Annotated in this window: 24 protein-coding genes and 1 pseudogene; 12 read left to right on the top strand and 13 right to left on the bottom strand. The window is 64.5% G+C overall.

Annotated features, from left to right (window positions below):
* Positions 1-434: pseudogene (locus ILT44_RS08060) on the top strand (calcium-binding protein); the annotation flags it as partial.
* A gap of 156 nt (positions 435-590) precedes the next feature.
* On the opposite strand, the gene ILT44_RS08065 reads toward ILT44_RS08060, so the two are convergent.
* The 6 genes from ILT44_RS08065 to ILT44_RS08090 form a co-directional block, all read right to left on the bottom strand.
* Positions 591-1,214 carry a 2OG-Fe(II) oxygenase gene (locus ILT44_RS08065; protein WP_204239067.1) on the bottom strand — a complete coding sequence of 208 codons (624 nt, stop codon included), beginning with the start codon at positions 1,212-1,214 and terminating at the stop codon, positions 591-593.
* A gap of 214 nt (positions 1,215-1,428) precedes the next feature.
* Positions 1,429-2,949 carry an exopolyphosphatase gene (ppx, locus tag ILT44_RS08070; protein ID WP_204239068.1) on the bottom strand — a complete coding sequence of 507 codons (1,521 nt, stop codon included), beginning with the start codon at positions 2,947-2,949 and terminating at the stop codon, positions 1,429-1,431.
* A 1-nt stretch (position 2,950) separates the two neighbouring features.
* Complete coding sequence (locus ILT44_RS08075) at positions 2,951-5,119, bottom strand: RNA degradosome polyphosphate kinase (RefSeq protein ID WP_239468009.1); 2,169 nt, start codon at positions 5,117-5,119, stop codon at positions 2,951-2,953.
* A 146-nt stretch (positions 5,120-5,265) separates the two neighbouring features.
* Positions 5,266-5,958, bottom strand: a complete 693-nt coding sequence (locus ILT44_RS08080) for a P-loop NTPase family protein (protein ID WP_204239070.1) — start codon at positions 5,956-5,958, stop codon at positions 5,266-5,268.
* Positions 5,951-7,069: an AI-2E family transporter gene (locus ILT44_RS08085; protein WP_204239071.1), complete on the bottom strand. Its 1,119-nt coding sequence runs from the start codon at positions 7,067-7,069 to the stop codon at positions 5,951-5,953. Before ILT44_RS08085 ends, ILT44_RS08080 begins: the two co-directional genes overlap by 8 nt.
* Before the next feature lie 24 nt (positions 7,070-7,093).
* Positions 7,094-7,624, bottom strand: coding sequence for a CDP-alcohol phosphatidyltransferase family protein (locus ILT44_RS08090; RefSeq protein ID WP_204239072.1), 531 nt, complete (start codon positions 7,622-7,624; stop codon positions 7,094-7,096).
* Between the two features lie 365 nt (positions 7,625-7,989).
* Here ILT44_RS08090 and purM point away from each other — a divergent pair, with 365 nt between their 5' ends.
* The 3 genes from purM (at position 7,990) to ILT44_RS08105 (ending at position 10,225) form a co-directional block, all read left to right on the top strand.
* On the top strand, positions 7,990-9,069 hold the full coding sequence (gene purM, locus ILT44_RS08095; protein ID WP_204239073.1) for a phosphoribosylformylglycinamidine cyclo-ligase: 1,080 nt from the start codon (positions 7,990-7,992) through the stop codon (positions 9,067-9,069).
* Positions 9,069-9,716 (top strand): phosphoribosylglycinamide formyltransferase, encoded by a 648-nt coding sequence (purN, locus tag ILT44_RS08100; RefSeq protein WP_204239074.1) that lies wholly within the window; start codon positions 9,069-9,071, stop codon positions 9,714-9,716. The genes purM and purN overlap by 1 nt, the downstream gene beginning before the upstream one ends.
* Before the next feature lie 98 nt (positions 9,717-9,814).
* Positions 9,815-10,225, top strand: coding sequence for a cupin domain-containing protein (locus ILT44_RS08105; RefSeq protein WP_204239075.1), 411 nt, complete (start codon positions 9,815-9,817; stop codon positions 10,223-10,225).
* A gap of 130 nt (positions 10,226-10,355) precedes the next feature.
* Here the strand turns inward: ILT44_RS08105 and ILT44_RS08110 are convergent, their stop codons facing one another.
* The 4 genes from ILT44_RS08110 to ndk form a co-directional block, all read right to left on the bottom strand.
* A complete protein-coding gene (locus ILT44_RS08110; RefSeq protein ID WP_204239076.1) occupies positions 10,356-11,624 on the bottom strand; it encodes a lytic murein transglycosylase in 1,269 nt (422 codons plus the stop codon).
* A 71-nt stretch (positions 11,625-11,695) separates the two neighbouring features.
* Positions 11,696-12,061, bottom strand: coding sequence for a hypothetical protein (locus tag ILT44_RS08115; RefSeq protein ID WP_204239077.1), 366 nt, complete (start codon positions 12,059-12,061; stop codon positions 11,696-11,698).
* Positions 12,062-12,514: 453 nt separating this feature from the next.
* Entirely contained in the window at positions 12,515-14,668 is a 2,154-nt protein-coding gene (locus ILT44_RS08120; protein ID WP_204239078.1) for a molybdopterin-containing oxidoreductase family protein, read from the bottom strand.
* A gap of 227 nt (positions 14,669-14,895) precedes the next feature.
* Positions 14,896-15,318 carry a nucleoside-diphosphate kinase gene (gene ndk / locus ILT44_RS08125; protein WP_199048305.1) on the bottom strand — a complete coding sequence of 141 codons (423 nt, stop codon included), beginning with the start codon at positions 15,316-15,318 and terminating at the stop codon, positions 14,896-14,898.
* Positions 15,319-15,487: 169 nt separating this feature from the next.
* Here ndk and ILT44_RS08130 point away from each other — a divergent pair, with 169 nt between their 5' ends.
* Entirely contained in the window at positions 15,488-15,892 is a 405-nt protein-coding gene (locus ILT44_RS08130) for a DUF2147 domain-containing protein (RefSeq protein WP_204239079.1), read from the top strand.
* Between the two features lie 108 nt (positions 15,893-16,000).
* Here the strand turns inward: ILT44_RS08130 and ILT44_RS08135 are convergent, their stop codons facing one another.
* On the bottom strand, positions 16,001-16,708 hold the full coding sequence (locus tag ILT44_RS08135) for a glutathione S-transferase N-terminal domain-containing protein (protein WP_204239080.1): 708 nt from the start codon (positions 16,706-16,708) through the stop codon (positions 16,001-16,003).
* Positions 16,709-16,900: 192 nt separating this feature from the next.
* On the opposite strand from ILT44_RS08135, the gene ILT44_RS08140 reads away from it, so the two are divergent.
* From ILT44_RS08140 to ILT44_RS08160, 5 genes are all read left to right on the top strand, one after another.
* Positions 16,901-17,152, top strand: a complete 252-nt coding sequence (locus ILT44_RS08140; RefSeq protein WP_204239081.1) for a hypothetical protein — start codon at positions 16,901-16,903, stop codon at positions 17,150-17,152.
* 34 nt (positions 17,153-17,186) lie between these two features.
* Positions 17,187-17,549 (top strand): hypothetical protein, encoded by a 363-nt coding sequence (locus ILT44_RS08145; RefSeq protein ID WP_204239082.1) that lies wholly within the window; start codon positions 17,187-17,189, stop codon positions 17,547-17,549.
* Between the two features lie 167 nt (positions 17,550-17,716).
* Positions 17,717-18,094, top strand: a complete 378-nt coding sequence (locus ILT44_RS08150; protein WP_204239083.1) for a VanZ family protein — start codon at positions 17,717-17,719, stop codon at positions 18,092-18,094.
* A gap of 53 nt (positions 18,095-18,147) precedes the next feature.
* Complete coding sequence (locus ILT44_RS08155; RefSeq protein ID WP_204239084.1) at positions 18,148-18,564, top strand: response regulator; 417 nt, start codon at positions 18,148-18,150, stop codon at positions 18,562-18,564.
* A 484-nt stretch (positions 18,565-19,048) separates the two neighbouring features.
* Positions 19,049-19,285, top strand: coding sequence for a hypothetical protein (locus ILT44_RS08160; RefSeq protein WP_204239085.1), 237 nt, complete (start codon positions 19,049-19,051; stop codon positions 19,283-19,285).
* Positions 19,286-19,508: 223 nt separating this feature from the next.
* Here the strand turns inward: ILT44_RS08160 and ILT44_RS08165 are convergent, their stop codons facing one another.
* A complete protein-coding gene (locus ILT44_RS08165; RefSeq protein ID WP_204239086.1) occupies positions 19,509-19,973 on the bottom strand; it encodes a GNAT family N-acetyltransferase in 465 nt (154 codons plus the stop codon).
* Entirely contained in the window at positions 19,970-20,611 is a 642-nt protein-coding gene (locus ILT44_RS08170) for a glutathione S-transferase family protein (protein ID WP_204239087.1), read from the bottom strand. Before ILT44_RS08170 ends, ILT44_RS08165 begins: the two co-directional genes overlap by 4 nt.
* A 164-nt stretch (positions 20,612-20,775) precedes the next feature.
* On the opposite strand from ILT44_RS08170, the gene ILT44_RS08175 reads away from it, so the two are divergent.
* Both ILT44_RS08175 and ILT44_RS08180 read left to right on the top strand, forming a co-directional pair.
* A complete protein-coding gene (locus ILT44_RS08175) occupies positions 20,776-21,969 on the top strand; it encodes an MFS transporter (protein ID WP_204239088.1) in 1,194 nt (397 codons plus the stop codon).
* Between the two features lie 17 nt (positions 21,970-21,986).
* Positions 21,987-22,391: a DUF4345 domain-containing protein gene (locus tag ILT44_RS08180; RefSeq protein WP_239468011.1), complete on the top strand. Its 405-nt coding sequence runs from the start codon at positions 21,987-21,989 to the stop codon at positions 22,389-22,391.
* Positions 22,392-22,566 lie beyond the last annotated feature (175 nt).

The raw sequence follows: 22,566 nt of genomic DNA on the forward strand, positions 1-22,566 counted from the left end.
CCGACACGCTCTCGGGCGGCGACGGCTCGGACTGGCTCGAGGGGCGCGCGGGGGCGGACGTGTTCCGGTTCGAGGGGACGCTGGGGACGCCGGGCGCGCTCAACGTCGACCAGATCCTCGATTTCAACGCGGCGGAGGGCGACCGGATCGCGCTGGCCACCAACGTGTTCGGGAGCTTGCCGGCGACGACGGTGATCGACATAGTCAACGGAACACCGATGGGGCGGCAGGTGCTCAAGAGCGGCGCATTCACGGTGGGCAGTGCGGCCACGAGCTGGGAGCACCGGATCGTGTACAACCAGGCCACGGGGGCCTTGTTCTACGATGCGGACGGCACCGGCGGCAGCACCGGCAATGTGGCGCAGATCCAGTTCGCGCAGCTGAAAGCCGGCACCGCCCTCTCCGCCGCCCACTTCCAGATGTTCCCCCTGTAGATACCAGGACAGAGCAGAGCCAACAATACAAAGAGCCGGCGCCAAAAGGCGCCGGCCGCATCACCAACAAATCCTCGAAATGAGGATCTTGATTGGCGCGACAGGATCCGTCGACCGGCGGTCATGACGGCAAGAGAGAGAGAGAGAGAGAGGCGCTTACCGCCCGAAGATGCCCTTGAAGAACTGGGCCATCTTGTTGTGCTTCTTCTTGCGGTCCACGTCGGCCTGGCTCTTCACCCAGGCGATCTGCACCACCCGGCGCTCGCCGGAGAAGGGCAGATGGCCGTGCCAGGAATTGTCGGAGCGCAGGAAGGCGAACATCGTGCCCATGGTGGGCGGCACTTCGAGCTTGTAGCGGTCGTAGTTCTTCTCGTCGTAGAGAACGCGCAGGCGGCCACCTTCGTCCTGCTGCCACTCGTCGTTCATGTAGACCAGCATGGTCATGACCTTGGACGGGCCGTCCGTGTGGATGGAACCGTATTTCGGCTGCGACTTCTTCATGATGGTGGTCAGGCGCGGATACTGGTGAAGGTCCAGGCCGAACTTCTTGGACAGTTCCTCCGTCAGCTCGGGGCCTTCGAGCTCCTCGATGAGCCGCTTGAAGCGTCCGTGAAGCTTGACCTCGTCGACCGTCAGGTAGCCCGGCTTGCTGATATCGGGAAAATCGCGCCGCAGGTCGTCGATCTTGTCCTGCTTCAGGAGGCTCGAGGCTAGAACATAGTCGTAAGGCTCGCTGGACCGCTCCGCATTTCGAACGGCGCTCAGGTCGATCAATTCCATCTTTGTCCCAAGGCTAGAGCATATTTCGGCGAAGTGGATCCGGTTCGCCGTCAAAATATGCGGCAAGGCAAACAAGAGAGATGATTCCACGTCAGTGGAAACAACTCTAAGGCTGCCTGTCAATTGGCCGACAAAGTACCGAAGCCCTCCATTCTGTAAATCCTCGTTTCACGGTCGCGTGAGCGCAGGCGAGGGCCTCGACCTTGGCAGGAGATCAGACGATCTCGATCACCGGCTCCATGTTGAGGAGCCTGCCGAGCGCCCGGACGCGCCCGTTGAGACGCTCGTTGGCGAGCGGCTCCATGGCTTCCGGCAATTGCAGCACCACCTGGCCGCCGCGGGCGCGGAGCGGCGCCTGGGGCAAAACGCCCTCCATGGCGACGGAGACCGGATAGGCGACACGCATGAGCGCCGCGAGCAGGCGGGCGCGCTCCATGAGCCGCGGACCGGCGAGCGACTTGATGCGCGAACTCACCTTGTCGGGCGACAGGCCCTCGTGCCGGAAGAAGATCGACAGGGCGAGATAGGCGCGGCCTGGATGGTCGAGCCCGGCGAAGGCGCCATAGGCGATGAGGTTGAGGCTCTGCTCGCCCCGGTAATCGGGATGGGCGCGCCAGCCGATATCGGCGAGCAGGCAGGCCGCGCGGCGCAGACGGGTATCCTCATCGGTCTCGGGCAGCCCCAGGCTCCGGATGAAGGCTTCCGTCCAGGCGCACAGCTCCTCGCCGTGGCGCGGCGAGCGGGAGCGCAGAAGGTTGAGGTCGCTGGCGGCGGCGATGAGCGGATCGCGCTCGCGGGTCTCGGCGTCGAGCTTGTCGAAGAGCACGCCTTCGCGCACACCGAAGGCGGAGATCGCCACCTCCTTCGGCTCGCCGAGGCGGATGATCTCCTCCAGCACCATGGCGCCGTAGGCGAGCAGCGGGCGGCGCGCCTCGGACACGCTCTCGATATCTTTGAGGGTCTTCGAATCCGCCTCCTCCACGAGGTGCAGGAAGTCGAGGCCGTCCTCGGGATCGAGGATGTAGCCGTGCATGACGTGCAGCGGATAATCGTGCGCCGCCTGATGCAGCTTGGCGAGTGCGCGCCATGTGCCGCCGACCGCGTAGAAGGTGCGGCCATGAAGGTTTTCGAGATATTCCGGAGCGCGCCCAAGGGCTTCGCGCACGATCCTCTGAGCCTTCTTCAGCGAGCCGCCGCTCACGTCCAGCAGGGCGAGGCCGCCGAGCGGCATGGTGATGCCCTGCCCCACCTGCGCGCCGTGCACGTCCACCAGTTCCAGGCTGCCGCCGCCCATGTCGCCGACGATGCCGTCGGGAGAGTGAAAGCCTGCGATGACGCCGAGCGCGGAGGCCCGCGCCTCCTCGGCTCCGGAAAGCAGGCTGATCGACTGGCCGCAGGCCTTCTCGGCCGCCTCCAGGAAGGCAGGCCCGTTGGACGCGTCGCGCGCGGCGGCGGTGGCGAGCACGAAGGTATCCGACACGTTCATCGTGTTGCAGAGGACCCGGAACCGGGCCAGCGCCCGAAGCGCCCGGTCCACGGCCTCCTCGTCGAGTCGGCCTGTGGTGGCCACGTGACGGCCGAGGCCGCACAGGACCTTCTCGTTGTAGATCGGCGTGACGGCGCGCGAGAGACCCTCATAGGCCACGAGGCGCACCGAGTTCGAGCCGATGTCGATGATCGCGACCGGACGCCCGAGCTTGAGCCGTCCCGGCGCTTCGAAGCTGGGGGCCGGCATGCTAGCGCTGCCCGCGCTTGGCGAGCGCCTTGGGGCTTGAGGTCTTGAGGGATTTGCCACGGCCCGACAGACTTGGGTTCGTCATGAAATACTTGTGAGCGTTGAATGGTTCCTCGCCCTTGGCCAGCGCCACCCGTTGGCTCGTGCCGTCGGGCAGGACGGTCCAGCTCTGTTCGTTGTCGAGGAGGTTGGCGAGCATGATCTGATCGAGCACCTGCTGGTGGACCGTGGGATTGAGGATCGGCATGAGCGCCTCCACGCGCCGGTCGAGGTTGCGCGACATGAGATCGGCCGACGAGATGTACACGTGCGCCTTCGGGTTGGGCAGGCCCTGCCCGTTGCCGAAGGCATAGATGCGCGTGTGCTCCAGGAAGCGCCCGACGATGGACTTGACCCGGATGTTCTCCGACAGGCCCTTGATGCCGGGCCTGAGGCAGCAGATGCCGCGCACGATGAGATCGATCTGCACGCCCGCAGCAGACGCATCGTAGAGCGCATCGATGATGTCGGGATCGACGAGCGAGTTGCACTTGCCCCAGATCGCGCCGGGACGTCCCGCCTTCACGTGCGCCACCTCCTCCTCGATGTGCTGGAGCAGCCGCTTTCTCAAGGTGAGCGGCGACACCGCCATGCGCTCGAGTTCGGCCGGCTCCGCATAGCCGGTGACGAAATTGAAGATGCGCGACACGTCGCGCCCGATCACCGGATCGGCGGAAAAGTAGGACAGGTCCGTGTAGATGCGCGCCGTGATCGGGTGGTAGTTGCCCGTGCCCACATGGCAATAGGTGATGAGCTGGCTGCCTTCGCGGCGCACCACCATGGACAGCTTGGCGTGGGTCTTCAGCTCGATGAAGCCGAACACGACCTGAGCGCCGGCGCGCTCCAGGTCGCGCGCCCAGCGGATGTTGGCCTCCTCGTCGAAGCGGGCCTTCAGCTCGACCAGCGCGGTGACGGACTTGCCGGCCTCCGCAGCTTCGGCCAGCGCCGCGACGATGGGCGAGTCCGACGAGGTGCGGTAGAGCGTCTGCTTGATCGCCACCACGTTCGGATCGCGCGCGGCCTGACGCAGGAACTGCACCACCGCGTCGAAGGATTCGTAGGGGTGGTGGACGATGATGTCCTTCTCGCGGATCGCCGCGAAGCAATCGCCGCTGTGCTCGCGGATGCGCTCGGGGAAGCGTGGGTTGTAGGGTTTGAACTTGAGATCCGGCCGTTCGAGCGCCACGAGCTGCGACAGGTCGCGCAGGCCCATCATGCCCTCGACGACGAAGACCTCGTCACTCGAAACCTCGGATTCTTCGGCCACGAAGAGACGCAGATCCTCCGGCATGGCGGCCTCGGCCTCGAGGCGGATCACGCTGCCGCGGCGGCGCTGCTTGAGCGCCGTCTCGAACAGGCGCACCAGATCCTCAGCCTCCTCCTCCACTTCGATATCGGAATCGCGGATCACCCGGAAGGCGCCCTGCCCCTGCACGTCGTAACCGGGGAACAACCTGCTCGTGAAGAGCACGATCATCTGCTCCAGGGCGATGAACCGGGTAGCGCCGGTCTCGGCAAAATCCGGCAAGCGGATGAAGCGATCGGCCCGCGACGGCAGGCGGATCAACGCGTTCAGCACCTTCCCATCGCTCTGACGCACCAGCTTCAGGGCGATGGAGGAACCGAGATTCGGGATGAACGGGAACGGATGCGCCGGATCGATGGCGAGCGGGGTGAGCACGGGGAAGACATGGTTGAGGAAATAATCCTCGAGCCAGGAGGCCTCGGCCTTCGTCAGGCCCGCCCCCTCGACGAGGATGATGCCCTCCTCCAGGAGCATGTCCCGCAATTCGCGCCAGCGCCGCTGCTGGTCGGAGGCGAGATGCGAGACCTCTGCCGAAATCTTCGCGAGTTGCTCCTGCGGCGAGAGCCCGTCCTGCGAGGTGGTCGCCACGCCGGAGCGGACCTGTCCGCGCAGGCCCGCAACACGGACCATGAAGAACTCGTCCAGGTTCTCGGCCGAGATCGACAGGAAGCGCAGCTGCTCCAGAAGCGGGTGATGGCTGTTGGAGGCTTCTTCCAGCACCCGCCGGTTGAACTGCAGCCAGGACAGCTCGCGGTTGATGAAGCGCTGGGGGAACTGCCGCAGAACGGCGCCGTCGAGTTCGATATCCGGCGGGGCCTTCGGCAGGGGAGCCTCGCTGACGGTCTCCACCTCTTTCAGGGCAAACGCGCTGCGCACCTCGTTCTCCGCCGCTTCCGTCTTCGGCGTCCGTTTTGCTCTGGGCTTCGTGACGGTTTCACGACGGGTGGGCAACAGGGCGTTGGTCTCGGGCTTCACTCGTTCTCTTCCGTTTCCTGCGCGGCACCAAGGATCTCCGCCGCGATCGCCCGCGACACGCGACGGCCTCGGCTCAGGGCTTCCCGGTCGAGGAGAGACACGATTTCGGAGGCCTTGGCGAGCGAACGCTCGATCCGCAAAGCAATATAGTCGACAACGGAGGTATCGACCACGAGTTGCCTGTCGACGAACAGCTTCACCAGAACCGCCTTGAGGAGCGCATCGTCCGGCGGCTCCAGCGCGACGCTCGGCGCGAGCCGCAGGCGGGAGAGGAGATCGGGGGTTTTCAACGACCAGCGGTCCGGAGGCGTCTCGCAGGTGATGAGGAGCGAAGCCTTTTTCTCCCGCGCCAGGTTCAGGAGATGGAACAGGGCCGCCTCGTCGCGCTCGCCCCGATCCATATCCTCGATGGCGAGCGCCCCGTTCGAGACGAGGTGCGGGACCTTGTCATGGGTGATCCCGGTGGCATCGATGGTCCAAGCATGGGCGTTCGTCGCCCAGATGGAGGCGAGATGGCTCTTGCCGCTGCCGGAGGGGCCGATCAGCACGAGAATCGTGTCCGGCCAGTCCGGCCAGCTTTCAATGAGCCCGTAGGCCTGCTCGTTGGAGGGGCTGACGAGAAAATCCTCGGCCCCGAAGCGCGGATCGAGGGGAAGGTCGAAGGCTAGCTGCTTGGGCGCCTCACGCATCGAGATCGGCTTTCCGGTCGGCCTCGACCCGAGGTTTGAGGATCACCGTTTCGCCGCCCCGATACAGCGGGCTCGCCAGGTATTGGCGCAGGGCAAAACGGGCGATGACGCCGATGGCGGCGGCGAGCGGCACCGCGAGCAGCAGGCCGACGAAGCCGAACAGCGCGCCGAAGGCGACCAGCGCGAACATGAGCCAGACCGGATGGAGGCCGACGGACTCGCCGACGAGCTTCGGCGACAGGATGTTGCCTTCCACGAACTGGCCAAAGATGAAGATGCCGAGCGTGGCGGCGATCATGGCCCAGTCCGGCCAGAACTGCACGATGGCGACGCCGACCGAGAGGATGAGGCCGGTGAGCGAGCCCACATAGGGAATGAAGCTCAGGATGCCCGCCGTCATGCCGATCAGGGCGCCGAAATTGAGCCCGATGAGGGTCAGACTCACCGCATAGAAGGTGCCGAGGATCAGGCAGACGAGGGCCTGCCCGCGGACGAAGCCGGCAATCGCCCGGTCGATGTCGCGGGCGATGGTGCGGATCGTGTCCCGGTGGCGCATCGGCATCCAGGAATCCACGGTCCTGACCATGCGGTCCCAGTCGACGAGCATGTAGAAGGCCACCACCGGGGTCACCACCAGCAGGGAGAAGATGCCGATCAGGGCCTGCCCGCCGGACCACAGGCCCTGCAGGAAGGTGGTCATCCAGGCGATGCCCTGGCTGATGAGGTTGCCGACGGAGGGCGGGGTCGATGGGAGCACCTCCTCGATGCCGAGCTTGCGGATCAACGGACCCAGCTGCTCGGCCCCGAGCTCTTGCAATCTGACCACGTAGCCGGGCAGCCTTTCCACGAAGGCCCCGACCTGCTGCGCCGCGAAGGGCACCAGGATCATGAGGGCGATGATGAAGACCAGGACGAACAGGATGAGGATGAGCAGGCTCGCTCCCAAGCGTCCGATGCCGACCTTCTGCAGCCGGTCGGCCAGGGGATCGAGCAGATAGGCGAGCGCGAAACCCGCCACGAACGGCAGCAGGATGCCGCGCAGCACGAACAGCAGCAGCACCGCGACGACCAGCGCCGCAATCCAGAACCCGATCTGCCGTTGGACCGTCATCGATACTCCAAACCTTTTCGGCTCTCAGCCCCCCATGTGCCGCAGCCAGCCCCCGAGATAGGCACCGGCGGAGGCTACGGTCAAGGCAGCGACCAATAGCATCGCAACATCCTCCAGCCCCGCCAGCTCGGCGCCGAAGGCGTTGGCGGCGAGGGCGAAGGCTGCGAACGCGATCTGCGCGCCAGTGTTGAGTTTGCTGACAAGGAGCGGCTTAATTTCGACCGGGCGGCTCATGACCCAGGACAGGAGCACCGCCGTCACGATCATCACGTCCCGGGACACGACCACGATGGCGAGCCAACCCGGGATCGCCCCCACGATGGCCAGCGTCACATAGATCGAGACCAGGAGCGCCTTGTCGGCGATGGGGTCGATATAGGCCCCGAACTCGCTCCTCATGTCGAACCGGCGGGCAATGAACCCGTCGACCGCGTCCGAGACCCCCGCCACCACGAACAGGATGAAGGCCGCGACCCACCGCTGCTGCATGATCATGAGGATCACGATGGGCACGATGATGAGGCGGCCGATGGTGATGATGTTCGGAATGGTCATCCGGGCGATGATGGACGCTCGAGGGGCGGAGTTCAATGTTTGCGGCATGAGGGTGGGGATAACGGGGGCTTCTCATTCTCCGACGTCATGGCCGGGCCTGTCCCGGCCATCCCGATGCTGAAAAGCGCCTCGCCTCACCGCATCGGGATCACCGGCCCAAGGCCGGTGATGACGTGGAGGGTGTCATTCCCGGCTGGAGCGTCAGCGAAGGGAAAGGGAATCCACCCGCACACTCGGCGCCATGGATCCCCTTCCCTCGCCTGCGGCTCGCCGGGGATGACACCCGCCGAATCTGCTACCATTGCTCAAATCCCCTTGCCTCCCGCCCCCTCCCGCCTTACTGCCCACCCAACACGGGGTGAGCCATGACGACCGAGAAGCCCGAGAAGCAGACGAACGGCCTGACCTATGCCCAAGCGGGCGTCGATATCGACGCGGGCAATGCCATGGTCGACCAGATCAAGCCCCTGGTGCGCTCGACGCGCCGGCCCGGCGCGGATGCGGAGATCGGCGGCTTCGGCGGGCTCTTCGACCTCAAGGCCGCGGGCCTCAGGGACCCGATCCTGGTGGCGGCCAATGATGGGGTCGGCACCAAGGTGAAGATCGCCATCGACACCGGCATTCACAACACCATCGGCATTGACCTCGTGGCCATGTGCGTGAACGACATCATCGTGCAGGGCGCCGAGCCCCTGTTCTTCCTCGACTATTTCGCCACCGGAAAGCTTTCCCCCGAGGTCGGCGTCCATATCGTCAAGGGCATCGCCGAGGGCTGCCTCCAGGCGGGCTGCGCGCTCATCGGCGGCGAGACGGCGGAGATGCCGGGGCTTTACGCCAAGGGTGACTACGACCTCGCGGGCTTCGCGGTCGGCGCCGCCGAGCGCGGCACCCTGCTGCCGAAGGATGTCGGCGTCGGCGACGTGCTGATCGGCCTGCCCTCCTCCGGCGTCCATTCCAACGGCTTCTCCCTGGTGCGCCGGATCGTCGAGCATTCCGGCCTCGCCTGGGATGCGCCCGCTCCCTTCGCTCAAGGACAAACCCTCGCCCAGGCCCTGCTGGAGCCGACCCGGATCTACGTGAAGGCCCTGCTGGAGGTGCTGAAGGGCGGGTCCGGTATCAACGCGCTCTGCCACATCACCGGCGGGGGCTTTCCCGACAACATTCCGCGCGTGCTGCCCGACGGCGTCGGCGTGCGCCTCGATCTCGGCGCGATCGCCGTTCCGCCCGTCTTCGGTTGGCTCAGCCGGACCGGCGGCGTGGCCGAGGCGGAAATGCTGCGCACCTTCAACTGCGGCATCGGCATGATTGTGGTCGCGAGCGCCGACAAGGCCGAGACCGTGATGGAGCGCTTGCTCAAAGCGGGCGAGAACCCGGTGCGCATCGGCGAGACGATTGCCCATGCCGGCGGCGACCGCGTTCAGACCTCGGGCGCCTTGAAGCTCTGATGACCCGCCGCCGCGTCGCCATTCTGATCTCGGGCCGCGGCTCGAACATGGCCTCGCTGATCGAGGCCGCCCGTGCGCCGGATTTCCCTGCCGAGATCGCGCTCGTTCTCTCGAACCGCCCCGATGCGGCAGGTCTGGAGCGGGCGAAGGCGGCTGGCATCGCGGCGCTCGCCATCGACCATAAGGCCTTTCCCGACCGAGAGAGCTTCGATCGGGCGCTCGATGCCGCGCTGGGCGAGCACGACATCGCCTTCATCTGCCTCGCCGGCTTCATGCGGGTGCTCACCGATGGGTTCGTGGAACGCTGGTCGGGCAGGATGATTAATATCCATCCCTCCCTCCTGCCCCTCTATCGCGGAACGCAGACTCATCGTCGCGCTCTGGAGGACGGGGTGCTGGTGCATGGCTGCACGGTGCATTTCGTGGTGCCCGAGCTCGATGCCGGCCCGATCATCTCCCAGGCCGCCGTGCCGGTGGTGCCGGGCGACACGCAGGAGAGTCTCGCCGCCCGCGTCGTCGTGCAGGAGCACCGGCTCTACCCGCAGGCTTTGCGCATGATCTGCGACGGGACGGCGCGCCTGGAGAATGGGCGGGTCGTGTTTTCACGCAGGTGGGACGCAAGCGGCGCGCTGCATTCGCCTGGATGATGCAGCAAAGCGAGATATCCATACGAGCCGATTGACACGCGTTCGGAACAGGCGTGGAATCTCAGGTGCTGGGGTGGCCTCTTTGACGGGAGGAAGCCATGGAATCGCTTAACCGTCGCCAGACCTTGCTCACCATTGCCGCAGCGTCTGTTGTTCTTCCAGCTGTACCCGCTGCCGCTCAAACCTCCGGCTCGCCGGAAGGCCGGGAAATCGCGCCGGGCGTTCGTCGCGTGGACTACTCCAAGCGTGAGACGATGATCCCGAACTACAAGACTGTCTCGATGCGCGACAACATCTATCAGCCGGGCGCAAGCACCAGCGGTGCGAGTATGGGCAATGACATGGTCTGCCACATGCTGGAGGGCGAGCTGACCGTGGACACCGGATCCGGCGACACCCTCTACAAGAAAGGCGACGTGTGGTCCTGCGCCAAGAACATGCCTGAGCGCAGCAAGAATACCGGCACCACGGTGGCCATCATGCGCGTGATCGACCTGCTGACCGGATAGCTGCGGACGCAAAGCCTCTCGTACGTTCCATGGAAAGGCCGGAGCGATCCCGGCCTTTCTGCATCGTAGTCTCGGAGGCGGTCAAACCTGCGTCCACACGATGCGCTGCCTCAAGGGTTGATACGATGCTTTAGCGAAGTGCCTGGACAAGCGCCGCATCGGGGAAACAGGTCTCGCCGCTCCGGCTCTTGCTCTGCCATTGGCCGATGGCCGTGCGCGTGGCAAAGCCGATCAGGCCGTCCACCTTTCCGACATCGTAGCCCTGGCCCTTCAGCCGCTCCTGCATGGCCTGGATATCGCCACGCCGCAAGGCATCGATCGGTTGCCACCGCCCCATGAATGCCGGGGCACCGCCCATGCGATCGGCGAGGTGGCCGATGAAGAGCGCATACAGATCGGACTCGTTGTACTGCTTGAGAACATAGAAGTTCTCGGACACCAGGAAAGCCGGTCCCAGGCGACCTGCGGGCATCACCAGGAAGGCGGTCGCATTGCTGTTCCACCGGGGCAAGGCGCCGCCGGCGGGCCTTAGGCCGAGCCCCAGCCACTCCTGCATCGGCTTGCCCTGTCGCGGACCTTCGAGGGTGCAGGAGACAGCCTGCGGCAGGCTCACCTCGAAGCCCCAGGGCGCATCCGGCTTCCATCCGTGCTCGCGCAGATAATTCGCAATCGATGCCAGGCTGTCGGGCACCGAGTTCCAGACATCCCGCCGCCCGTCCGCATCGGCATCGACCGCGTAGCGCAGGAATTTCGAAGGGAGAAGCTGCGGCTGCCCCATGGCGCCGGCCCAGGACGACAGCAGGGTCTTGCCGGAAAAATGATCCTCCTCGAGGATCACCAGAGCCGCCAGAAGCTCCGGGTAGTACAGCGCGCGTCGGCGCCCCATGAAGGCCTGCGTGGCCAGAACCCGCAGAGCCTGGAGCTGCGGCGCGACGCGGCCGAAATGCGATTCCCTTCCCCAGATCGCAACGACGATTTCCCGCTTCACGCCGTAACGCTTCTCGATGCCGTCGAGGGCGGAGGCCCAGCGCCCCAGGAGGTCGCGTCCGCTCTTTGCCAGGGAGGCGAGCTGAGCCTCGGCGAAATAGCGGCCTGGACGCTGGAACTCGGCCTGCCGCTGATCGTCGGACGCAGCCGGCCGGCCGGGCGGCTGAAGCTCGGGCAGATCCCAGTCGAGCCTGATCGCCGACAGATTGCGCTCGAACGTCTCCCGGGAGACGCCCTGTTTCTGCGCATCCGGCCAGACCGTCTGCACGAGCCAGTCCCGGAACTGCGCCTCGGTGTCGAGGCGCGTTTCCTGCGCCTGGAGCGTCGAGGCTCCCGGCATCGGAACGGCACACGCGGCGAAAGCGGCAAGGACGATGGCCGAGAAGCGGGCGAGGCTGACCGATACGCGCATGGCGGACAATCTAGAGCATCGGACCGAAAGCGACAAAACGGCCGGGCCCCACCAGCACTCCCCGGATGGTCTTAAATCTGCGGCCGCGGCAGCTTGCAGGCGTCGAGGGCCGTGAGAGCTTTTGCACGGGCGGTCTCGTTGAACACGCCCGTGTCCCGGTATGCCTGGAGTTCATCGGTGCTCAAGGAGCGCATCGTGCGGCCGGCATAGCAGTCACAGCTGCGGTTCAGGGATGCCTCGCTGACGCCGCTCTGAAGCTTCGCCTGCGTGACCGAGCAAGCCTGGCTCACCCGCGCACGCAGCTGGCTCATGCTTTCGGTCTTCAGGGCCGGATCAGGCTGGTATTGGGTCGGCATGTTGGAGGCGGCCGCATAGGCGGCCGTCGCGCTCAGGGACGCGGCGGCTGCAACAAGCAGCGCACGGGCGATCGAGATCATGGTCAGCTCCCCAGGGGTGAAATCACGTTCGGCTTTAAGAATAGGCTTGGCCGTACAGGATCAAGGGGGAGCTGGAGATAGGCTTAAGAAGCTCTGACTGAAGCCGTCTTCAGAGGTCCCTGGCTCAGCCTTATCCTGAGAGGATGGCTCATAAAGCCATGCGCTGCCTTTCCCCTCCCCCTTGCGGGGAGGGGCAGGGGTTGGGGGTGGTGCAGCTTGGTGAGCCGTCTCCGTCATAGCCGGGCTTGTCCCGGCTATACACGTCTTAAGAACCGCAGCGCATCAAAGGCGTGGATCCCCGGAACAAGTCCGGGGATGACGCGGTAGAACAAGCTTTGACGGATGGTCGAGCGCAGCGCTCTGACTTTGCGCCCCCCACCCTTAATCCCTCCCCGCAAGGGGGAGGGAAACACCTGCCACGTCCTCACGAACCAGACTTTTCTGGTCTCCGATTCAGCCAACAAGCGCCTCAGGCCGATGCTGCTTGCGCGCGACCGGGGGCTCCAGGGCCGGGTCGAGATCGGCTTTCTCCAGCGCCACGCGATTGTCGTGGAAGGCGGCGCCGCCATAGGGCGCCACCTGATCGCCGCCGGTGAGCGTGTTGATGCCGCGCCCGAAGGGATGGGCCGCATTGGGCCAGATGCCCTCGGCGATGAGAACGCCGCGCCGCACGCCGTCGAACAGCTTGGCGCGAAGATACACCTCGCCGCGATGGTTCTTCAGCTTCACCCAGTCGCCCTCGGCGATGCCCTGCCGTTCGGCATCGAGCGGATGGATCATCACCTCCGGGCGACGCTCCTTGTCGAGGGAGGTCGGCGTCTCGGTGAAGCTGGAATTGAGGAAGTTGCGGGCCGGGCTCGTGGCAAGCCGGAACGGGTGCTCCTCGGTGGCCGCCTCGATCACCCCCCAATGATCGGGCAAGGCCGGCATGCTCGCCCAGGGACCCATCGGGCCATTATTCGAGGACGGAACCTTGGCCCAGTCGGGCCTGAAGCGGAACTTGCCGTCCGGATAGGCGAATCCGTTCAGGAAATGCGCCTCCTCGAAGGGCGGCTGCGCATCGACATGGACGTGGGCCTCCAGGTTCTCCAGCGTGCCCCAGCCGGAATTCTGGAGCGTCCAGTCGATGATCTCGCGCGGCTCCATCATGAACCCGCGATGCTCAGCACCGAGACGTTGCGCGAGGCCGCGGAACACCTCGTGGTTCGATCGGCACTCGCCCGGCGGCTCGATGAGCTTCGGCCCGACCTGGAAATGCTGGTGGCCGCCGCCGGAATAGAGGTCGTCGTGCTCCACGAACATGGTCGCGGGCAGCACGATGTCGGCCATGAGCGCCGTCTCGGTCATGAACTGCTCGTGCACGCAGACGAACAGATCCTCGCGGGCAAATCCCTGCTTCACCAGCTCCTGCTCCGGCGCCACGGAGACCGGATTGGTGTTCTGGATCAGCATCGCCTTCACCGGCGGCCCGTTGTAGAGCGCCTCGGTGTCTCCGGTGAGGACACGGCCGATCTGGGACTGGTCGAGGATGCGGATCGACGGATCGATGGCGTCGTGCCCCTCGATCAGGGCCTTGTTCCAGCGATAGATGCCGCTGTTCGAGTGAAGCGCCCCGCCGCCCTCATATCGCCAAGCGCCGGTGACGGCCGGGATCGACAGGGCGGCATGCATGTTGACCACGCCGTTGCGCTGGCGCCCGAAGCCGAAGCCGAGGCGGAAGTAGGTGCGCTTGGTCGAGCCCACGAGTTTGGCGAAGGCCTCGATCTCCTCCACCGCAAGGCCGGTGATGGCGGACGCCCAGGCCGGGTCGCGGGTGCGCAGATGCTCTTCCAGCTCATGCGGATGGTCGGTGTAGCGCTCCAGATACTCCCAGTCGGCATAGCCGTCGCGGAACAGCACGTGCATCACCGCGCAGGCAAGCGCGCCGTCGGTGCCGGGGCGTACGAGCAGCGCCATGTCGGCCTGCTTCATGGTGGCATTGTCGTAGATGTCGATGGCGACGATCTTGGCGCCGCGCTCCTTGCGGGCCTTCATCGCGTGGGTCATCACGTTGACCTGGGTGTGAACCGCGTTCGTGCCCCAGATCACGATGCAGTCGGAGACCGCCATCTCGCGCGGATCCGCACCCCTGAGATGCCCGGTGCCGGCCACATAGCCGGTCCAGCTCATGGCCGTGCAGATGGTGGAGTACTGGCCCGAATATTTCTTCACGTGGCGCAGGCGGTTGATGCCGTCGCGCATCACGTAGCCCATGGTGCCGGCATAGTAATAGGGCCAGACGGATTCCGACCCGAAGTCCCGCTCCGCCTCCAGGAATTTCCGGGCCACGATGTCGAGGGCCTCGTCCCAGGAGATGCGCTCGAAGGACCCTGAGCCGTTCGGGCCCGTGCGCCTCATCGGATAGAGCAGCCGGTCCGGGTTGTGGATGCGCTCCGCATAGCGGGCGACCTTGGCGCAGATCACGCCGGCCGTGTAGCTGTTGCTCTTCGCCCCATGGACCCGCCCGATGGTGCGGCCGTCGATCACCTCCACCTCGAGGGAGCAGACGGAGGGGCAATCGTGCGGGCAGACGGAGGCGCGGCGTTCGATGCGGGTAGCTTGGTTCATGGCGGGCGCATGATGAGGGAAAGGGCGGAAAATGAAAAGGCACTGTCTCCCTCTCCCGTTTGGGAGAGGGCTGGGGTGAGGGAAGGCCCCTGGGCCAGCTCTCTCGACTGTACCCACAAATGCGTATGGCCGGGACAAACCCGGCCATCGTAGCGACTGAACGGCAAGAGCCATGCCCTCACCCGGCTGCTTCCGCAGCCACCCTCTCCCATCCGGGAGAGGGATTTTTAGCCGACGATCTCGTTGCCTGAGAAGAACTGGGCGATCTCGATCTTGGCGTTGTCCTGGCTGTCGGAGCCGTGGACCGAGTTCTCGCCGATGGACTTGGCGTAGAGCTTGCGGATGGTGCCCTCGGCGGCGCTCTCCGGGTTGGTGGCGCCCATGATCTCGCGGTAGCGGAGCACGGCGTTCTCGCCTTCCAGAACCTGGACCACGACCGGAGCGGAGATCATGAAGTCCACGAGCTCGCCGAAGAAGGGGCGCTCCTTGTGGACGGCGTAGAAGGTCTCGGCCTCGCGGCGGCTCATGAGGATGCGCTTCTGCGCCACGATGCGCAGGCCGGCCTTCTCGATGACGGCATTGATGGCGCCGGTGAGGTTACGCTCGGTCGCGTCGGGCTTGATGATGGAGAAGGTGCGCTCGGTGGCCATGACAACTCACTTTGAAGATTCAAGGGAAATGGTGAAGTGCGGCGCTTATAGCGGCGTGCCCCCCTGCCCTCAAGCGCCTTTTGCCCATGTCCGCTTGGAAAGCTTGACCGCCTCCCCTAATCTTTTCTCATCGATCGGTCCCCTGAAGACCGACAGAGAGGAAGCCAAAATGAAAAAAGCCATCCTTGCCGCCTTCGGACTTGTCATGCTCGCCCTTCCCGCCTCCGCCCAGTCCACCGACCCGAGCGGCACCTGGCTCACGCAGAGCGGCGATACCCGTGTCAGGATCGCGAAATGCGGAGCCGCCTATTGCGGCACCATCGTCTCCTCCACCTATCAGAAGGACACGAACAACGCGGACCCCAAGCTGCGGGACCGCAATATCGTCGGCGTCCAGATGATCTCGGATCTCAAGCAGGACGGGGACGGCTACAGCGGCCAGCTCTACAACCCCCAGGACGGCAAGACCTATACGGGCAAGCTCAAGGTGATGAGCCCGAAAACCCTCCAGCTCTCCGGCTGCGTCTTCGGCGGGCTGATCTGCCGCTCCCAGACCTGGACGAAGGCGAATTGAGAGATCCGTCAACCTGAACCCGTCATGGCCAGGCTTGTCCCGGCCATCCATGTTTTAAGGGGCAAGGCGTGGATCCCCGGAACAAATTCGGGGATGACGAGAAGTGTCCTACCGTGCCCGCTGCCCGAACAGCACCGCCTGGACCGCCGGATCCGTCAGGTCGGTCTTGTTGCGGTCCTCGGAGCTGACCGCGATGCCGCGCTGGACCGCCGGACGGGCGAGCATCGTCGCCAACCAGCGCTTCACGTGCGGGAAATCCTCGATGTTCTGGCCCTGGCGCTCCCAGAGCTTAGCCCAGGGGGCGATGGCCATGTCGGCGATGGAATAGTCGCCGGCCACGAACTCCCGATTCGCAAAGCGCTTGTTCAGCACGCCATAGAGTCGGTTGGTCTCGTTGGTGTAGCGGTCGATGGCGTAAGTGACCTTTTCCGGCGCGTAGATACGGAAATGGTGCGCCTGGCCGAGCATGGGGCCGAAGCCGCCCATCTGCCAGAACAGCCATTGATCGACTTCGACACGCTGCCGCTCGTCCTGCGGGTAGAACCGGCCCGTCTTGCGGCCGAGATATTGCAGGATGGCTCCGGATTCGAACACGGAGATCGGCTCTCCCCCCGGCCCGTCGTGGTCGACGATGGCCGGCATCTTGTTGTTGGGCGAGATGCCCAGGAACTCGGGCTTGAACTGATCGCCTTTGCCGATATTCACGGGGTGGATCGTATAAGGCAGCCCGCATTCCTCGAGCATGATGGTGATCTTCCATCCGTTCGGGGTCGGCCAGTAATAGAGATCGATCGGTTTCTGCGCGGAAGCCGCCATTTGGAAAGCCTCTCCTTGGGTAACGACACGGGTCCGTGACGGGGACGTTAAGACATAAAATCGAGGCTGACACCCACGCCTGCAACGAAAATCCGGCAGGAACCGCGCATGGCTGCCCCTCGGGACTTGCATGTTGCGCGGCTTCGATTCACAAAGGTTATAATGTTAAAAAACGACTGCTGGGGTGATTCGATGCTGAACCGGTCTGTAAGCTCCGTCCTTGCCGTGGCCATGGCCCTCGCCCTGGCCGGCACCGTCCAAGCCGCCGAGACGAAGGCGAAGAAGGAGACGAGTGCCGCCCAGGCTGCTGCACGCGAACGCATGAGCAAGTGCAGCCTCGAGTGGAAGGAGGCCAAGGCCAGCGGCAAGGCGGCGAAGGATATGAAGTGGCCGAAGTTCTGGAGCGAGTGCAACAAGCGCCTGAAGGAAGGCGTGAAGGCCTGAGCGTTTCGCTCCATCGCACGGATCGGACATCTCCATGAACTGGCTCTCGCGCATCATCAGCAGGCAACCCGCTCCAGGCGGCAAGCCCATCCCGCCCCTGCAGGCCCTCTTCATCCGCCTCGACGGCCAATCGCTCCCCGCCGCCATCTACGAGGAATACGATCTCTCGGGCTTCGCCGACCAGCTGGAGGTGGCCCTTGGCGATCTTGGCGCACTCGATGGTCAGGCGAGCGGACCGACCGACACGATCATCTATCTCTACGGCCGGGACGCGGAGGCCATGTACCATGCCGTCGAGCGGGTCTTGAGGACCCATCCGCTCGCTCAGGGCGCGAGCGTGACGATACGGAAAGGGCCGCCGGGCACCGCCCGGCATGAGATCCGTACGGTCAACTGACCGCTCAGGCCGTGCGCCGGCCGGCTTCGCCACGAAGCCCCTGTGCCGATCCCACCGCTCATAGCCGACAATCGGATGAGATCATCCTCCTGCCCCTCTCTCAGGCGGGGCTGATGGATGTCGGAAGAGCCATGCACAATCGCGCTGCAATCGGCTAAACAGGCCATATGACACCAAAGATCCTCTTCCGCTGGGTCGCGTGGCTTCTCGTCCTCGCCATCGCGGTCGTTACCCTCGGCCCTGTCGAGTTTCGCCCCGTCACCGGAGCCTCGGTCAGCGTGGAGCGGTTTGTGGCCTTCGCGCTGCTAGGGACCGCATTCAGCGTGGGTTACCCGAAACACCGCCTCTCCATCCTCGTGCTGCTGATCGCAATGGCTGGCGCCCTCGAACTTGCCCAGAACTCTGTTCCAGGCCGCCACGGCCATCTTTCCGATGGCCTGATAAAGGCCTCGGGCGCTCTCCTTGGAGCAATGTTCACCATGCTCTTGGCCCGCTGGGGTCTAGGACCATTCCGGTGGATGCCTCGAAGGAGCATGCTTGATTAAGACGCTGTTAATCACAGGAGGTGGAGAATTGAACCTCTTCTGGGGAGGCCAGAATGGTTTCCGCTTCTCGACCCAAGACCACCGTTCTCATCGTCGACGATGATGCGCTCGCCCGCGAGCTCCTCGCTCAGCTGCTTCAAACAGGTGGTTTCGATGTCATCGCCGTACCCACCGGAGAGCGCGCTTTACTGATCCTGTGCCAACTCGCCGAAGAGGTTGACTGGCTTGTGAGCAAGGTGGCGCTTCCCGGGCTCGTCTGCGGATGGATTTTGACAGACGAATATCATGAGCATCACTCCGACCGGCCAGTGCTGCTGATTTCGCCCCTTGATCCGGCCGATGCGTCATCCTCGGCAAGAGCGGTTTTCGTTCCACCGGCAGCCCCTATGAGGGTTCTCGAGGCTTTGCAAGGCTTGAAGCATCCCGAACCGATGCAGGTCCTCCCGTTTCCTGTTACACACGCGGCTTGATCGGCCGCTCCTGGCTGTGGACTGCATTCTTCGGCACCCTCAATCCGTGGAGGTCGAGGCGAGCGGAACCCTCTCTTCACCCCATCGAGACGGAAAACTGGCCGATGGGATCGCTCGGACTGTCTTGAACGGGCCGCTGTGCCCCTTATACTCCGCCTCACCCTGACCTCAGGGATAAGAGGATCTGCCCAGAGCATTTTTCGGCGAAGTGGATCCGGTTCGCCGTAAAAATATGCGGCAAGCCAAAGAAGAGAGATGATTCCACGTCAGTGGAAACAACTCTAGGTGGATAGCATCGCTGGGCCCGGCGATGCATCAGGGGCAAATCAGGCAAGCGTCTTTTAGCATCTCAACTCTCCCTTCACTCCTTCATGCGATACCTGAGGCATGGCCAGCTCGAGCGCCCTGTCCCCGCTCGGTGCTTTCACGCTCCCCTGAAGTGCGGTATGATTCGGCCGAAGTACCCCTTAAGATGAGATGCAGCATGGTGATCCTTTACATGATGGCGGCTTTGATGGGCGGCCTCATCAGCTGCGTCCTGCTCTGGCCTCATGGAGCCGCCATAGCCCTTCTCAGCATGCCGTTCGGCGGCAGCTTGTTGGTGATGCTGGCTGCGATCCTGGTCTATATGCGAGCCTCACGCGAGACTGTCTCCGGCAAAGATCATGCAATCTCTATGGATCTGCCTCAGAACCTGCGGACGACGGAAAGCCGTCGATAGGCCCAGGCGAACAAAACGTTCCTAATCTCCGCACTATACTCAGCCACGAGACCGTATCCCGGGACATCTCGTCCGCCGGGCCCGCAGAACCCTCGCCCTTGGGCTCATGGATAGCAGCTTGAGCCCGGTCTTCGGTCGCTCCGAGGAAATCATAAGTCACTGTTGAAGGTGCTGCGGCAGCTCACCTGGAGCATCGGACCCAAAAGTAGGTCCGCACGATACGCTATTCGATGAGTTTCTTCTTGAAGCCCTCATGACTGCGCGAAAAGCCGAGGCGCTCGTAGAAGCGATGGGCGTCCTTGCGGGTCTTGTTGGAGGTGAGCTCCATGGCGCGGGCCCCGTGATGGCGCGCATGATCCTCCGCGAATTCCATCATCTTAGCGCCGATGCCGGTCGAGCGGCGTGCGGCCTTCACCTTCACGCTCTCGACCTTCACCCGCAGGGCGCCACGGCCGGTGAGATTGGGGATGAAGGTAAGCTGGAACGTGCCGATCACCTCGTCGCCGTCCAACGCCACGAACAGCCGGTTCTCGGGGCTTCGCCGGATGGCGGCGAAGGCGGCTTCGTAGGCTGCTTTCGTCTCGGGCGACCAGAGGTCGCCGTGGGAGCCCAGCTCGTCCTCCTCGTGGAGGCGGATGATCGCTTCGAGATCTTCGGCCTGCGCTTCGCGGATCAGGAGATTGCTCATGCGGCCGCGCGGGATTCCATCGGCAACAGATCCTTCCGGCTCTTGAAGCCGGGCAGGGATTCGAAGCGCTCCACCCAGGCCTGAAGGTTGGCATAGGCACCAAGATCGAAGCCGCCTTCGTCGGCGTAGGCGACGACGCCGTAAACGTCGATGTCGGCGATGGTGGCGCCCTCCCCGACAATCCAGTTGCGGCCGGCAAGATGCTGGTCGAGCACCTTGAGGGCGGCGTTGCCCCCGGCCATGCTGAATTCCAGCACTTCCGGTCCGGCCGGGCGGATGCCGAGCCTGATCGTCCTGGCGCGATAGACATGCGAGGCAAGACGGTCGAAATCCCAATACATCCATTCCCGCGCCTGGAGGCGCTCCTCGAGGGTCGCGCCGCCGAATCTGCTTAAGCTGTCAGCGAGGTATTCGAGGATCGCCGCCGACTGGCACAGATGGCGGCCGTTGTTGCGGTCGATGAGCAGGGGCACCTGCCCATAGCGCTGCTTCGACAGATGAGGAGGCTGCTTGTGCTCGCCCTGCATCATGTTCACGTGCACGTAATCGAACGGCTCCCCCGCCAAGGCCAGCATCAGGCCGACCTTGAAGGTCGGGCCGGAAAAGGCAATTCCGTGAAGTTCGAACCGTGCCGGCATGGGCGCCCCCTGTGGCGATGCTGTTGCCCGCAACCCTAGACAGCTCTTTTCCAACAGGAAAGAACCTCCCGTCAAAGAGCTGTGATCTGGCGCGGGACACGGACAAATTATATGACAGAGCATTGCATGAGACGGCCGCACCGGGTCGATCGCGGGGAACCCCAGTGCGCGCCAGGGACATCAGCTTCTTCATCTCTCTCTTTTTCGCCCGCCTGGCGGACCAGATGCTGCTGTTCCTGGTGCCCCTCGTGGTTTTCCAGACGACGCAGAGCCCCGCTTTGTCGGGCCTGGCCTTCTTCATCGAGACCCTGCCCCGCTACCTGCTGTTTTCCGTCTGCGGGATCCTCTGCGACCGGCGGTCCCCGGTATCCCTGCTGGTCATCAGCCAGCGCTTCCGCCTTCTCACCTGCGCCGTGGGCGTCACCGGCCATGAGCTCATCGGCGGCATCGGCTGGCTGGTCGCTCTCTCGGCCATCTGCGGTATCCTCTCGACGCAAGGGTTTCTGGCCCGGGAGGTGATGCTGCCGCAGATCTTCAGGCGTCATCGGTTCGAGAAGGTCCTGTCCTATTCCCAGCTGGGCGACCAGCTCGGGATGGTGATAGGCCCCATCCTGGCAGCCGCCCTGCTCGGCCTGTGGGCGTGGCAGATCGTGGTCGGCATCACGGCGTTCCTGTTCCTGCTGGCGGATCTCGGGCTCACCTGGTGGCACCGGTCGAGCCAGATCGAACTCGCCCCGCCGGAGGCGGCCTATGACAGCTGGGTCGATCCTTTCCGCATCGCCCTCAAGCACATCTGGCATCTGCCCGGACTGCGAAGGGCCGCCGCGCTGTCGGCCGGGCTGAACTTCGTCTTCGGCGTGACGCTCGCCACGTCCGCCGCGATGGTGACGGGCATCCATGGCCAGTCCGAGCAGAGCTACGCGCTTCTGCAGACGGCCAGCGCCGTCGCGAGCATCGCGATCCTGACGTTCCTGGCCCATGTCATCATACCATTGAGGGCAATGGGGGCCATTGGCTACACAGCCATCTTCATCGGCGGCCTGCTGACGGCCATCAGTCCCAATTACGGGATCTATGCCGCAGGCTACATTCTCGTCCTCGGCTTCGACAGAATGTTCACCATCTATCTCCGGAGCCTGCGCCAGAAGATCATTCCGCAGAAGGATTTCGGCAAGACGACCGGTGCGATGATCACCGTCAACAATCTGTCGCAGCCGCTGGCCGGGCTGTTGGTGGGTGCGTTCTCGGGTCCGGAAGGTCCGAGTCTTGTGATCGGCGGCATTTCGCTGGTGATGGGGGCAATCGGCGTCACCGTCGCCGTCGGTGCGGCGCCTGTTCTCAAGCAGGCCAACAGATAGGAGACAACATGCCCGGCATGGAACGCGAGCGAAAGCTTCTTCAGCAGGCCGTCGCCATCGCGGCGACCATTCCCGTCGCAACCGGGCTCTACGGCGTCCTTTTCGGTCAGGCCCTGACGGGCGATGCGGTGAGCATCTCGGCGGAGAGTCATTTCCGCTTCCTGTCGGGTCTGCTTCTGGGCATCGGGTTGTGCTTCTGGAGCACCCTGCCCTCCATCGAGATCAGGACCGGCCGCTTCCGCCTGCTGACCCTGCTCGTGATCATCGGCGGATTGGGCCGCCTGATCGGCCTCGGGCTGACCGGGCTGCCCTCGTTCTTCATGATCGGCGGCCTGTTCATCGAACTCGCCGTGGCGCCCGCCCTGTGCCTCTGGCAGACGCGCGTCGCCAATCGCTACGCGGAGGAGCACGGCGTCGCGTGATCCCTTCGAGCGGGAAACCGCCGGCCTGACCCCGACTGCCCTGACATTGCCGGATTGCGGGCGCATCCTGACGCCCTTGAGACATGCAGCCGGGGTGCGCCGTCGCAAGGCGTGCCAGCGGGCGCTTCGCGTTGCCATGATCCATGGCCCGGTCCGCACCTCGAAGGAGGTTGCA

It is taken from the genome of Microvirga arvi (assembly GCF_016892765.1).
Lineage (GTDB): Bacteria > Pseudomonadota > Alphaproteobacteria > Rhizobiales > Beijerinckiaceae > Microvirga > Microvirga arvi.